The sequence below is a fragment of the Sorangiineae bacterium MSr12523 genome (assembly GCA_037157775.1).
In the GTDB taxonomy this organism is placed as follows: domain Bacteria; phylum Myxococcota_A; class Polyangia; order Polyangiales; family Polyangiaceae; genus Pendulispora; species Pendulispora brunnea.
On record CP089982.1, the window covers coordinates 7,272,386 to 7,285,070 of the forward strand.

The window sequence follows — 12,685 nt, forward strand, 5'->3', positions numbered from 1 at the left end:
CGATGCTTTCGCGACATTTTCGCGAAGCTTGTGCTATCACTCCACCCGGTTCCATGTACATCGCCCGGAGTGACTGGCAGCACGGTGTAGCCGTGTGGTGGTACGCCGGTGTGGTGAGCGACGAAGAGTGGGAGGAAACGTTCGCGCACCGCAGGGAGCTTTGCGCGCGCAGTCCGGGCCTTCGTTTTCGGCCATCCGTGCTGCTGGTGACGGGCACGGAGCCCATGCCCAATGCCCTTCGCCGGCGCCAACTCTGCGAGGTGCAGGATCACCCGCACTACAATCCGTATATTGCGTGCGTCAATCGCGACCCTCGCCAACCGGGCATCACCACCGCCCTTCGCTGGGTCCGAGGCCGTCCGAACTGGGACGAATCCACGTTCCTCACCATCGAACAGGGCATCGCGTGGCTGGAAGAGAAGCGCGGCACACGGCTTCCTGCACTGCGTCTCATGACCGCGAACATCCGCCGGTTGGTCGCCGCGCAATCCCAATCACCGGCCTAGGAAGCCACGCCGCATTCGGTGCGCATGCACCTCAACCGTCCGGTCCGATGGGGGAGCGGTCTTCGAAGTGTGCAGCTTTCCGCCGGCGTGGCTCGATTCGAATTCAGCGTTCGCCGCAGCTCTCGCCTTTGTCCTCGCGACCGAGACACGCCAATAGACCATGGCTTGCCCGGAGCGCGGAGTTGTATGCGGCCGCGAAGCTGCCGTTGTACGTCGAGAAATCACAGGCCTCGCCGGCGAAGTAGAGAACGTTCTCCACGGGCTCGGCCAGCTTCTGACGCATGGCCGACTTGCCCGGCGCGGCCGCCGAATAAGCACCGTATGTCCAGTTCTCGGTACCCCACGAGGTCGTGCGGGCCGCAACGAGCGAAGCCGTCACATCGCATTTGCACATGTCGTTCATGGCATCCGTGGCGAGCTTGATCATGGCATCGCGGCCGTGGTTCGGAAGCTTCTCCAACTTCCACGCGCGCTCGCCACCGATGAAGCCAATGGCAATGTTGCTCCGCATGGGGCTGAAAACGAAGGCCATGTCATCATCGGGATTCTTCGTATCGCCGCCATAGAGCACCCACGTGTTGGCGAGGGAGGCGCCATTGTCCTTGGGAAAGACATCGGGCGTCTTGAACTCCATGATGACCTTGTCGAGAACGCCCATGGGCAGCCCATCGAGCGCCTCCAATTTGTCTTTCGGCAACTCGGGGTCGAATTTGATCTTCCCCGCGCGCAGCACACCCGTCGAAACGGTGACCAGCACCTTGCGCGCTTCGAATCGCTCGCCCTTGCTCGTCTCCACGACGACCCCGTTTGGGCCGCGCCGTATCCTGGTGACGGGTGAACTCAAATGCACGTCGGGGAGCATTTCTTTTCCGTATTCCTCGACGAAGGTGCCATATCCCTTTTTGATCAGAACGTCATTGCCCGCCAGAAATTCCGTGGCATCGACATTCGAGTTCTTTTCCAATTCGGTGGCGCTCTCCAGAGGCCCGGTGTTGAGTGCGACCAGCGAAAGCAATTCGTTGAACGTCGCCTCCACCACCGGGGGCTCGGCGGGCTGTGCCCGTTTTCCATTTCCCTTTTTGGCCGGTTTGGGGGTCGCTTTGCAGTCCGTGTTGGAGTCGGAGCCGGCCGGCTCGCTCTTTGGGAGGTAGTTCGACGCGGCATCGTCCGCCGCCACCTCGGAGGGACCCGAGGGGTGCACGCTATCCTCGAGTGCCGCTTCGAAGGCCTCCGAGATCCTATCGAACCTCTCCCGCTCGCAACGGGTCGCGAAGCGATGGTTCAGGAAAAAGTGCTTCGACGCGTCCACCTCGGTGGGCTGAACGGCCAAACCAGTGCCAAGAATGATCGGCGACAGTGGGTTCGTTTCGACCCCATGGATCCAGGCGCCACCCAAGTCGATGGGTGCGCTGAACGTCGTGGTGTCGGTGATCCCCCTTCCTCCAATGCGATCGGTTGCCTCCAAAAGGAGGACGTTTCGCCCTGCGTGTTTCAGCGTTTTTCCCGCGGTGAGGCCGGCCATGCCCGCCCCGACGATGATCACGTCGTAGCGATGCGATTCCACCGGGCGCGTGGCGCGCGCCGACGGTGTTTCTGCACGTTTGGCAGGCGCCGGCGAACCAGCACACGCGGGCAACGCTGCGAGACTCGCGACGATGATCGCGCCGAGCGCACGATATCCATATTCCAGTTTCATCGATCCCCCAGGTCTCGCCCGCTCGAATCGGGCGTTCGCAAAAGGTGCGATGACCTGACCCACACCCCGGTGGCGCAGTGCGTATACGCGTCCTCTCGATAGGTGCGCCCGCTAATTCGAAATACATATTTGCATTTCGCAGACGTCGCCAGCATGTTCGTGAGTGGGCTCATGCGCAAACTTATTTGATCTTTGCCAGCGCCCTGCGTAGTGTCGTCGAACCGTGTTGTACGACCTTGTCAAGGCGGTCTCGCGGCGGCGGCAGCTAACGATTCTCGCGTTGGTCGCCGTATTCTTCGCAGCGCTGGCTGGGCTGAAACTGGTGCCCGGGCTACCCATGTGGCTCGATGCCACGCTGCAGATCGTGCTCGCCGCGGCGTTGGCCCACGTGGTCATTTCCGTGGTGCGGCGCTGCTATCCCGTCGAAAATCGCCTGCCGGCGGACGACGCCATCGTGAGCAGCTCCTTCGCCACGGTGGGAGGTGTGTACGGGCTCATCGCCGGATTCCTCATCGTCATGGTGTGGCAAAGCTACTCGGATACCGGCGTGGTCGTCGCACGGGAGGCCAATGCCATCGCCGATCTCGAGCGAATGTCACGTGGATTTCCGGTCACTGTACAGCTCCAGATCCAGCAGGCGTCACGTCGATACGTTCGCTCCGTGGTGAAAGAAGAGTGGCCGCTGATGGCCAAGGGCGAGCAGAGCCAGTCCGCAGACGACGCATTGGCCGCACTTTGGAGCGCGTACACGGAAATCGAGGGCCGCCAACGCGGTAGCTCCCTCTACGATCAATCCGTGCGGCGCCTCAACGAGGTGGACGACAACCGCCGATTGCGCCTTTTGGCCAGTCGGGACGGCGTGCCCGTTCCCTTGTGGATCATTCTATGGGGAGGAGGTATCGGCACACTCATCATTGGGTGCCTCTTCGAGGCGGGCAACTTCGTGGTCCATCGCGCGTTGATCACGTTTCTCGCCGCCATCTTGTCGTTCTCGCTTTATTTGATTTCCGCGCTGGAACACCCGTTCGACAATCGCCTCCCCACCTCGGCGGAGCCCCTCGAGCGTGTTCTGGCAGGTATGCTGGAATTGGAAGCGCCCAAGTCGCTGGGCAAGGCCGAGGGAAAGCTCGACCTGGTCACGTGGGCTGGGTACGCGGAAGACGGCTCCCACGATCCCAACGTGGATTGGGTGCATCCTTTCGAGGGAAAAACCGGATGCAAGGTCAACGCGAAGATCGCCAATTCGTCGGACGAAATGGTGAGGTTGATGAAAACGGGGGAGTACGATGTCGTATCGGCATCTGGCGACGCGTCGTTGCGATTGATCGCATCGGGTACCGTCGCGCCGGTCAATACCGACCTAATTCCTAGCTATGCGGATCTCTTTCCCGCGCTCAAGCTCAAACCGTGGAACTCGGTGAATCGCGTGCCGTACGGCGTGCCCCACGGCCGAGGTGCAAACCTGCTCGTGTGGCGAACCGACAAGGTGCCCACGGCGCCGGAGTCGTGGGCCGCGGTGCTCGAGCCTGCCGCGGGCACGCCGCCACAGCTCTCGGTGTACGACTCGCCCATCTACCTCGCCGATGCCGCGGTTTACCTGATGATGGCGCGTCCCCAATTGGGGATTCGAAATCCGTATGCGCTCGACGACCAGCAATTTCTGGCGGTGCTCGACGTGCTTCGCAATCAACGGCATTACGTCGGTCAATATTGGAGCGATTACACGGAACAGATTCAGAGCTTCAAAACCGGGACGTCGGTCATCGGCACGACGTGGCAGATCACCGCCAATCTGGCCAAGGCCGAAGGAGCCCCCATCGCCACCACGCTTCCAAAAGAGGGCGCGACGGGGTGGTCGGATACATGGATGATCGCAGCCAAAGCCCGCCATCCGACGTGCGCTTACGAATGGATGAATTGGATCGCGTCGCCCAAGATCAACGCGCAGGTGGCCGAGTTCTATGGCCAGGCCCCGGCGAACGCGAAAGCCTGCAACGAGACCGCGGATCCCAAGTTTTGCGAAGTATTTCACGCGGCCGACGAGGCGTATTACGCGAAAGTTCACTATTGGACGACGCCCACGTCCCAATGCCTGGACGGGCGCACCAGTGTACAATGCAAAGATTACGCAGAGTGGTCGCGCGCGTGGGCGGAGATTGCAAAATGATTGCATCTCCGCCCACGGCACACGAAACTTTAGAACGTCACATACGGTGCGCGCGGTTTGGCCGCGGGTTGGGCGGGGGGATGGGCTCGGGAGGCTTGACGGCCGAGGCATTGGATGCACTGGAAACGACGGAGGCGGATGCATCGATGGTGCGCACCCCCGGCTGGCCCGCGGTGAGCATCTCGGTGCTCGCACGGTTGGACTCGCCGGTGCGCTGCATGTAGAAACCCGGCGCGAGCTGCACGGTCGGAGCATCGCCACTCGGCGCACTCGTGAAGGACTGAACGCTTCCCCCGAGGATGGCACACTGCTCGGCGGACAGGTCCTTCTCGAAGGTGAGAATGCTCGCATTGCGAACGGTGGACTCACCGCGGAAGTTGCCGGTGAGGGTGAAGGTCCGATCGCTCAACGACGGCAAGAGCGACGCGATATCACGGGGAGCCCCCGCCTCCGCGACGGACTGCGGCACGATGTAGCAGGCTATCCCTTCTTTGTGGTAGTCGAAACGCGCCTCGCCCAATTCATTGTAATCCGAGGTGTAGTGGTGATCCTTGCCGTTGTAATAGCGATACAACGGAATCGCACCGTTCTCCGGCGTCGTATAGACGTATCCAGCGATGCCTTCTTTCGTATAGCCACCGCGGCCCTCACCGAGCTCGCCGTAGTTGGTCGTGTAGAAATGGTCGCCGCCATCCCAGTAGCGGTACAGAGGCACCGTGCCCGGCTGCTGCGTCTCGAAAATGTATCCGGGCGATCCCTCCGGACTGTAGCCATTGTCCTCGGGGTGCTCTTCGTAAATGGTGAAGAAGTGCTCGTTGCCGTTCCAGTAACGCCTCAATGCCTTTAGTCCGCGTGGAACCACGCCGACCTGACCACCCAGCAAGAACACGTGCAGTGTAAAGGGCACGTCCTGCACCTTCTCCTGCTGCAAAATGGCTTGAAATATGAGCTTCTTCATCGAAGGAACGCGCAGCGGCGTTTCGAACTTGTAGGTAAAGGCCTCCGTTTCGGTGCCTTCTTTGCCGCCCTCCAGCGATATCTCGAAATTGAACTCGGTCGAAGCTTTGACGAACAGCGCGTTGACCGCAAAGCTGACCTTCCACCCAATCTTGGTTCCCGCCTTCACGTACCATTTGACTTGATTGGTAATCGATTTGTCCACGGCGGCTTTGACGTCCTGGGGGGTCGACGAGCAGTTGCTGTAGACGATCTCGTCGATCAGCATGGGCGCCACCGTCGAATCCGGCGGGTGAGCGATCATCTGCTTGTCGTAGTTCGCCCCCTCGAACTCCCGCTCCGCAATGAACACCGCGCTGTTTCGCGCCTCGAGGCGCTTGTTCATCTCCCTGACCATCTCCACGGTGATTGTCGGCATGACCCCTCCTGACCGGCGCTTGGGTGCGCGCGGAAACGACCATGGTAACGCGAAGGTCTAGGGGCTTGTCTCCCGGAAAGATGTCGTCACGACGCCACGATTGGTTGCCTTAGCATCGACTCGGCCAGAGCTCAGGCGTGCCTCGATGCCCGCCCGGGCCCCCGGCAGGAGCGTCCCGCGTGGAATGCCGGGACGCTCCTCCTCCCCATTCACACGCTCCTAAGCGGCAAGATCCCCGCAGAATACGTGGGTTTCGAACCCGCGACGGTCAATTCCAAAGCCACCGCTCGTTGTCGCCGTCGTTGCAGGGACGCGTATAGAGATCGCCCCCGTGCGTATCGAGGCACTTTCCCGTGGCTTGATTGGAGAACCGCCGCGTGCCATTCCCGTAGACGTTCATGTACCAGCTTTGCAGCTGATCGTCTTTGTTGCACGGCGCCGTATAGGCATCGTTGTCGTAATTGGGACCGCCGTGGGTGGCGAGGCAGCGACCGGTTGCGATGTTTTTGATCTCGTACGTATTGTCCCTCCACGGGTGGATATTCCAGATTTGATAATTGCCGCCGTTGCAGCCGAGCGTGTACGCAGAGCCTGCAGAGTTGCTATCCATGCATTGCGACGTGGCAAGATTGATGAAGCGGCGCACTTCGTCCGGGAGCAGCTCGGAGCTCGTTTCCTTCGAATCGATTTCCGATTCGGCGTCCGTCGTAGCAGCACAGCCCATGGACGCAGCACAAAGCACGACCGTAAAGAGCGAGGAAATGAACGTGGACTTCATTTACAACCTCCAATGATTGGCGAATAAGCAGCAACCTCGACGCGCGTCGAGGAGTATCCCGTCATTTAATACAAATCACTCGAATGACAAGCATCCAATCTGCCGGCATCACAATTTTTCGAAGTGTAAACTATTCGTGGATTTCGACCAGGCGACTCCGCACCTCCGCGCATCGAGCGCCAAATTGGCGCAGTCATAAGCGGATAGGACTCGAGCAAATAGCCATTATGACACTCGATTTGCCCGTATCGATGCGTCGGTTCAGGACGACGTGAACGTCACTTCCCCGGGTCGCTTCCCCGGGTCACGCCTTGCAGAATGAGCTCGACGGTGTGCTCCGAGAAGCGCTCCACGAGCGCATCGTCGAACGCCTCTCCGGTGGTCGGAAATAGCGCGCGCGCCGTGAAGAGGAACTCGCACATTCCCAGGAGCGAAAAGAAGAACAGCGTCGCATCCACCTTGCGGAATTTCCGGAGCCGCGCGCCCCTCGCAAAGAGATCCCGGTAAAAGGCCAGCGCAGGCTCGGCAAAGAGCGTTGCCGCGCGAACGACGCGTCGATCACGACTGTGGCTGCGCTCGAAGAGTTGGCGCACGTAGGGAAAGCGGACGAAGTTTTTCACCATCGCCCGCACGTGAACGCGAAGCATCTGCTCGGGCTCGAGCCCCTGTGCCGCGAGCCGTTCGAGCTCTCCCACGATGCCTTGAACCGCGCGTTCCACCAGGGCCTCGAACAACTGCGCCTTGCCCCCGAAGCAGTAGCTCACCATGGCCACCTGAACGCCGGCCCGCTCGCAGATCTGGCTCACCGACGGTTCGGTGCCACCGTGTTCGAAAAGAAGCTCGTGGGCCGCCTGAAGCAGCTTTTCCCGCGTGAGGGCCGCCCCGGTCAGCTCCGCGGGGGCTTGCGGCAGCTGCGGTGCGCGCGGCGACCGCGAAGGATGCGGCGCGCGGGCGGGTCGGCGACGGGAAGCGGTACTGGTCACGTCCCCTCAGCTTGCCACGCGGATGGCCCTTGTGTCGATTGAATGTTCGTGCAAATGATTTGAATGAGCCATCAATAGACTGCCCGAGGGAGATCTCATGCTGTTTACCGAGGAGCATCATCAGATCCGGAGAACGGTTCGCAAGTTCGTCGAGGAGGAGATCAATCCCCACGTCGAGGAATGGGAAAACGCGGAATCGTTCCCCGCGCACGAGCTCTTCAAAAAAGCGGGCGACCTCGGTTTGTTCGGCATCACCAAGCCCGTGGAATACGGGGGCATGGGGCTCGATTACAGCTACTCCCTGGCCTACGCCGAGGAACTGGGCCGCGCCAACTGTGGGGCCATCCCGATGGCCATGGGCGTGCAGAGCGATATGGCTACACCGGCCCTCGCCCGCTACGGCTCGGAGGAGCTCAAACGCGAATTCCTCGCGCCCAGCATCGCCGGCGATCTGGTGGGCGCCATCGGGGTGAGCGAGCCCGGCGCGGGTTCCGACGTGGCGTCCATCACGACGTCCGCCCGCAAAGACGGCGGCGACTACGTCATCAACGGCAGCAAGATGTGGATCACCAACGGCATGCAGGCCGATTGGATCTGCCTTCTCGCCAACACCGGCGACGGCAAACCGCACGAGAACAAGTCGCTCATCGTCGTGCCCTTGAACGCGCCGGGCGTCGTCCGCGCAAAGAAGCTGAAGAAGCTCGGCATGTGGGCCTCCGATACCGCGCAGCTCTACTTCGAGGACGTGCGCGTACCCCAGCGCTACCTCATCGGGGGCGAGGGCACGGGCTTCATGATGCAGATGCAACAATTCCAAGAAGAGCGCATGTTCGTCGCGAGCACGGGCCTCTTGGTGCTCGACATCATGATCCAGCAGACCATCGAGCACACGCGCGAACGCAAGGCCTTCGGGATGTCCGTGCTCGACAATCAGTCGGTGCACTTCCGACTCGCCGAGCTGCAAACGGAGGTGGAAGCGCTCCGGGCCCTCATCTACCTCACGTGCGAACGCTACGTCGCCAACAAGGACGACATGGAGACGGTGAAACTCGCCTCGATGTGCAAACTCAAGGCGGGTCGCCTGGAGCGCGAGGTGAGCGATGCTTGCCTGCAGTATTGGGGCGGAATGGGCTTCACCTGGGACAACCCGGTCTCGCGCAACTACCGCGACCTGCGTCTCACCTCCATTGGCGGCGGGACCGACGAGGTCATGTTGGGCATCATTTGCAAGATGATGGGCACCCTCCCGAGGAAGAAGAAATAAGAAGGACCAAGGAGCCGCCGATGAACCTTCCCGAGTGCACGAACCTCGAGCTTCGGCTCGATGCAGGCGTCCTTTACGTCACCTTCAACCGGCCGGAGTCGCGCAATGCCATGTCGTCGGGCACGGTCGACGAGCTGCTGGCCACGTTCGAGGCCATTGCGGACGACCGCAGTGTGCGCGCGGTGGTGCTGCGCGGTAAGGACGGGAATTTCTGCGCCGGCGGGGACATCAAGGAGATGGCCCGCATCCGCGCATCGATCGGCACCGTCGAAGGCGATCCGGTGGCTGCGTACAATCGCAAATTCGGCACGATGCTCGAGCGCGTGAACGCAGCACCGCAGGCGACGGTGGCCATCCTCGAAGGCGCGGTGCTGGGCGGCGGTTTCGGGCTGGCCTGCGTCACCGACGTGGCCATTGCCCGCCGGGATGCCAGCTTTGGGCTACCGGAGACGGGCATCGGTGTATTCCCCGCCCAGATCGCCCCCTTCGTGGTGCAGCGCATCGGCCTTTCGCATGCGCGGAGGCTCGGTGTCTGCGGCGCGCGCTTCGACGGGGCCGAGGCACTGCGCCTCGGGCTGGTGCACCTCGTCGCCGAGGCCGAAGAGGACCTCGACGAACTCCTTCGCACCACGCTCTCGCAAATCCGCCGCTGCGCCCCCCACGCCAATGCGGTGACGAAAGAGCTCATGCTGGCATCCCTTCACACGGAGCTCGGGACGCTTCTCGACGACGCCGCGCGCAGGTTCTCCGAGGCCTCCCGCGGCCCCGAAGCCGCCGAGGGCGCGATGGCCTTCCTCGAGAAGCGAAAACCGAATTGGGCGTAGCTGGCTACGGCGTATAGCCTTTGAGCTTCGCCGCAAAGCCGAGGAGGACTTCGCTCGCGCCCCCTCCGATGCCGAGGATGCGAAAATCTCGGTAGATCCGCTCCACCTCGCACTCGCGCATGTAGCCCATGCCACCGTGGAGTTGGACCGCCTGATCGACGACCCACGCGCCGTTTTCGACGGCGGTGTTCTTCGCGAAGCACGCTTCGGCAAGGAGACCGGCCTCCCCGTGGGCGATGCGCAGGGCGAGCGCGCGGGTGTAGACGCGGGCGACGTCGACCTTCCGCGCCATCTCGGCGAGCGTATGCTGCACCGTCTGGCGCGTGATCAGCGGGCGGCCGAAGGTGACGCGGTTGCGGCACCAGTCCACGCTGAGATCGAGCGCGCGTTGGGCGTGGCCATAGGCCTGCACGGCCAGCGCGAGCCGCTCCCAGACGAAGCCTGCCGAGAGCTGGTAAAAACCGGTGTTCTCCTCGCCAACGCGATGGGCGACGGGAACGCGCGCATCCTCAAAGGTCAACTCGGCTGTGTCGGAGCAGAGCCAGCCCATCTTGCTCAGGCGGCGCGACACGGTGAAGCCGGGCGTGCCCTTTTCAATCACGAGCAGCGAGAGGCCGTGTGCTCCCTCGTCGCCGGTCCGAACGGCGGTGGTGACGAAATCGCACCGTGCGCCGTTGGTGATGAACGTCTTGGATCCGTTGACGACGTAGTGGTCCCCATCGCGTTTCGCGGTGGTGCGGAGCGCGGCCACGTCCGAGCCGCCCCCGGGCTCGGTGACGGCGAGAGCTCCTATGAGATCGCCGGCCAAGGTGGGCCGAACCCAGCGCTCGATGTGCTCGGGGTTGCCCGCGGCAATGATGTGAGGCACGGCAATGGCCGCGGTGAACAGCGAAGCCGCAAGCCCTCCCGAGGCACCGGCGTAGAGCAGCTCTTCGGTGAGAACCACACCGTCGATGGCGTTGCCGCCCACGCCCCCCGCCTCCTCCGGAAACGAGATACCGAGCAGGCCCAAATCGCCGGCCCGCTTGTGCAGCTCCCGTGGGAGCTCACCGGCTTGCTCCCACGCATCCAACCGCGGAAGGACGTCCTTCTGCACGAATTTGCGGACGGTTTGGCGCAGCGCAAACCGTTCCGGGGTGTTGAACACGTCAGTCATGGGCCGGGTGCTCCCGCTTGTGTTGAATGAATATTCAATCAAGCTTGCATTGATCACTTGGGGCCGTCAACCTCGCTCAGCACCCAGCACCGCACGATGGACAGCACCTAAAATCAGCGAGCACGATCCTCGAACAGAAGAGGGAAAACCGCCAAGACACCAAGAGCGCCAAGACCTGAAGGGGTTGTGAACAGCGTTACTGGATGCTCAGCACATGGAATCTCTCTTGGCGTTCTTGGCGCCTTGGCGTTTCCCCTCTCCCTTCCGCACGTTCGAGAATCGCGCTCGCCTATTTTTAGCCGCTGTTCTTCTTCGCGTGCTCGATCAGGTTGTCCCGAAGGGTCACGACTCCCTTCTGCATTTTGCGAAACTCCTCCGGTGTGAGACCGGAAGCCTTGACCAGGTTCATGGTCAGCCCTTTCTCGCGCAGGCGCCGTCCGGCGTCGGTCAGACCGACGATGACGTGACGCTCGTCCGCGGGATCGCGCTGGCGTCGAAGGTAGCCCATGCCCTCGAGCTTCTTCAGGATGGGGGTCAGGGTATTGGACTCGAGAAACAGCTTCTCGCCGAGCTCGCTCACCGTCTGGTTGTCGTTCTCCCAGAGCGAGACGATGGCGATGTACTGCGTGTAGGTAAGCCCGAGCTTCTCCAAAATGGGCTTGTAGGCTCGGCCGTACGCCAAGTTCGCCGAGTAGATAGCAAAACATAAGAAATCCGCGAGTTTGGGGCTTTTCGGATCTTTCGGATCGACAGGACTCATCAGGGCCTCGCGACCTATTATATCGCATACGAACCAATCGGATGCTTGACATCGTGATGTGGCCGAAGCATAGAAATCGCACCCGAATGAATCGCATCCGATTTACATCCGATCCCCGCGACGAACACATCGACCACCAGCGCCGCCGTCTTCTGGGCGGGGCTGCGTTGGGCCTTGCCGCGGCCTCGTTCGGGCTGCTGTACTGTGTGAAGGCACAGGCCAGCAAGTACGTGCCCGGCACGAACACATCGTTCGGGCCGCTCAAGCAGATCAATGCCGGACTGTTGAACGTCGGCTACGCCGAAGCTGGCCCGCCCAACGGACCGCCGGTCCTTCTGCTGCATGGGTGGCCGTACGACATTCATAGCTTCGTGGACGTTGCCCCCATCCTGGCGTCGGCCGGGTACCGGGTGATTGTCCCGCACCTGCGCGGGCATGGAACCACGCGGTTTCTTTCGAACGACACACTCCGCAATGGGCAGCAGTCGGTGGTGGCCTTGGACATCATCGCGTTGTTGGATGCGCTCAAGATCCGAAAGGCCATTTTGGCGGGGTACGATTGGGGCGCCCGAACGGCCGATATCATCGCAGCACTGTGGCCGGAGCGCTGCAAAGCCTTGGTGTCGGTGAATGGATATTTGATCAACAACCTCGAGCGAAACAAGCAGCCCCTCCCCCCCAAGGTGGAGCGCGGGTGGTGGTACCAATTCTACTTTGCCACCGAGCGCGGGCGGGCCGGTTACAAGGCCAATGTGCGCGAGTTCAACAACCTGGTGTGGACGCTCAACTCGCCCAAATGGAACTTCGACGCCGCGACGTACGACCGCTCGGCGGCGAGCTTCGACAATCCCGATCACGTGGACATCGTGATTCATAATTATCGTTGGCGTCTGAGCATGGCACCTGGCGAGCCACAATACGATGAAATGGAAACGCGCCTCGCCGCGGCCCCCACCATTTCGGTCCCCACGATCACGCTCGACGGTGATTCCGATGGTGTCGTGCCCGCCACCGATGGCAGCGGACACGCCGCGAAATTCAAGGGAAAGCGCACACACCGCATCGTGAAGGGCGCGGGACACAATCTGCCGCAAGAAGCACCGCAGGCCTTCGCCGACGCGGTTCTCGAAGTCGATGGTTACTGATTGATCGAAACCGACAACGAACAACGGCGTA

Annotated in this window: 11 protein-coding genes; 5 read left to right on the forward strand and 6 right to left on the reverse strand. The window is 61.8% G+C overall.

Annotation, left to right across the window (positions count from 1 at the left end):
• The first annotated feature begins 53 nt into the window (after positions 1-53).
• Entirely contained in the window at positions 54-506 is a 453-nt protein-coding gene (locus LZC95_28390; GenBank protein WXA90370.1) for a hypothetical protein, read from the forward strand.
• A 103-nt stretch (positions 507-609) separates the two neighbouring features.
• On the opposite strand, the gene LZC95_28395 is transcribed toward LZC95_28390, so the two are convergent.
• The gene (locus LZC95_28395) at positions 610-2,202 is read right to left on the reverse strand and encodes an FAD-dependent oxidoreductase (protein ID WXA90371.1); all 1,593 of its coding nucleotides are present in this window, start codon (positions 2,200-2,202) and stop codon (positions 610-612) included.
• Between the two features lie 223 nt (positions 2,203-2,425).
• On the opposite strand from LZC95_28395, the gene LZC95_28400 reads away from it, so the two are divergent.
• Complete coding sequence (locus tag LZC95_28400; protein WXA90372.1) at positions 2,426-4,369, forward strand: extracellular solute-binding protein; 1,944 nt, start codon at positions 2,426-2,428, stop codon at positions 4,367-4,369.
• 37 nt (positions 4,370-4,406) lie between these two features.
• Here the strand turns inward: LZC95_28400 and LZC95_28405 are convergent, their stop codons facing one another.
• From LZC95_28405 to LZC95_28415, 3 genes are all read right to left on the reverse strand, one after another.
• Positions 4,407-5,744 (reverse strand): hypothetical protein, encoded by a 1,338-nt coding sequence (locus LZC95_28405; GenBank protein WXA90373.1) that lies wholly within the window; start codon positions 5,742-5,744, stop codon positions 4,407-4,409.
• A 268-nt stretch (positions 5,745-6,012) separates the two neighbouring features.
• Positions 6,013-6,522 carry an RICIN domain-containing protein gene (locus LZC95_28410; GenBank protein ID WXA90374.1) on the reverse strand — a complete coding sequence of 170 codons (510 nt, stop codon included), beginning with the start codon at positions 6,520-6,522 and terminating at the stop codon, positions 6,013-6,015.
• 278 nt (positions 6,523-6,800) lie between these two features.
• Positions 6,801-7,505 carry a TetR family transcriptional regulator gene (locus LZC95_28415; protein ID WXA90375.1) on the reverse strand — a complete coding sequence of 235 codons (705 nt, stop codon included), beginning with the start codon at positions 7,503-7,505 and terminating at the stop codon, positions 6,801-6,803.
• 97 nt (positions 7,506-7,602) lie between these two features.
• Between LZC95_28415 and LZC95_28420 the strand changes: the two genes are divergently transcribed.
• Together LZC95_28420 and LZC95_28425 are read left to right on the forward strand one after the other, a co-directional pair.
• Positions 7,603-8,769, forward strand: coding sequence for an acyl-CoA dehydrogenase family protein (locus LZC95_28420; protein WXA90376.1), 1,167 nt, complete (start codon positions 7,603-7,605; stop codon positions 8,767-8,769).
• 20 nt (positions 8,770-8,789) lie between these two features.
• Positions 8,790-9,593 carry an enoyl-CoA hydratase-related protein gene (locus tag LZC95_28425; GenBank protein ID WXA90377.1) on the forward strand — a complete coding sequence of 268 codons (804 nt, stop codon included), beginning with the start codon at positions 8,790-8,792 and terminating at the stop codon, positions 9,591-9,593.
• Positions 9,594-9,597: 4 nt separating this feature from the next.
• On the opposite strand, the gene LZC95_28430 is transcribed toward LZC95_28425, so the two are convergent.
• Positions 9,598-10,749 carry an acyl-CoA dehydrogenase family protein gene (locus tag LZC95_28430; GenBank protein WXA90378.1) on the reverse strand — a complete coding sequence of 384 codons (1,152 nt, stop codon included), beginning with the start codon at positions 10,747-10,749 and terminating at the stop codon, positions 9,598-9,600.
• 295 nt (positions 10,750-11,044) lie between these two features.
• Entirely contained in the window at positions 11,045-11,431 is a 387-nt protein-coding gene (locus tag LZC95_28435; protein ID WXA90379.1) for a MarR family transcriptional regulator, read from the reverse strand.
• Positions 11,432-11,595: 164 nt separating this feature from the next.
• Between LZC95_28435 and LZC95_28440 the strand changes: the two genes are divergently transcribed.
• The gene (locus tag LZC95_28440) at positions 11,596-12,654 is read left to right on the forward strand and encodes an alpha/beta hydrolase (GenBank protein ID WXA90380.1); all 1,059 of its coding nucleotides are present in this window, start codon (positions 11,596-11,598) and stop codon (positions 12,652-12,654) included.
• Positions 12,655-12,685: the final 31 nt, after the last annotated feature.

Excerpts from the sequence above, each read along its gene's own strand:
- LZC95_28390 (WXA90370.1), top strand. The coding sequence starts at position 54 with ATGTACATCGCCCGGAGTGACTGGCAGCACGGTGTAGCCGTGTGGTGG.
- LZC95_28395 (WXA90371.1), bottom strand. The coding sequence starts at position 2,202 with ATGAAACTGGAATATGGATATCGTGCGCTCGGCGCGATCATCGTCGCG.
- LZC95_28405 (WXA90373.1), bottom strand. The coding sequence starts at position 5,744 with ATGCCGACAATCACCGTGGAGATGGTCAGGGAGATGAACAAGCGCCTC.
- LZC95_28410 (WXA90374.1), bottom strand. The coding sequence starts at position 6,522 with ATGAAGTCCACGTTCATTTCCTCGCTCTTTACGGTCGTGCTTTGTGCT.
- LZC95_28420 (WXA90376.1), top strand. The coding sequence starts at position 7,603 with ATGCTGTTTACCGAGGAGCATCATCAGATCCGGAGAACGGTTCGCAAG.
- LZC95_28425 (WXA90377.1), top strand. The coding sequence starts at position 8,790 with ATGAACCTTCCCGAGTGCACGAACCTCGAGCTTCGGCTCGATGCAGGC.
- LZC95_28430 (WXA90378.1), bottom strand. The coding sequence starts at position 10,749 with ATGACTGACGTGTTCAACACCCCGGAACGGTTTGCGCTGCGCCAAACC.
- LZC95_28440 (WXA90380.1), top strand. The coding sequence starts at position 11,596 with ATGAATCGCATCCGATTTACATCCGATCCCCGCGACGAACACATCGAC.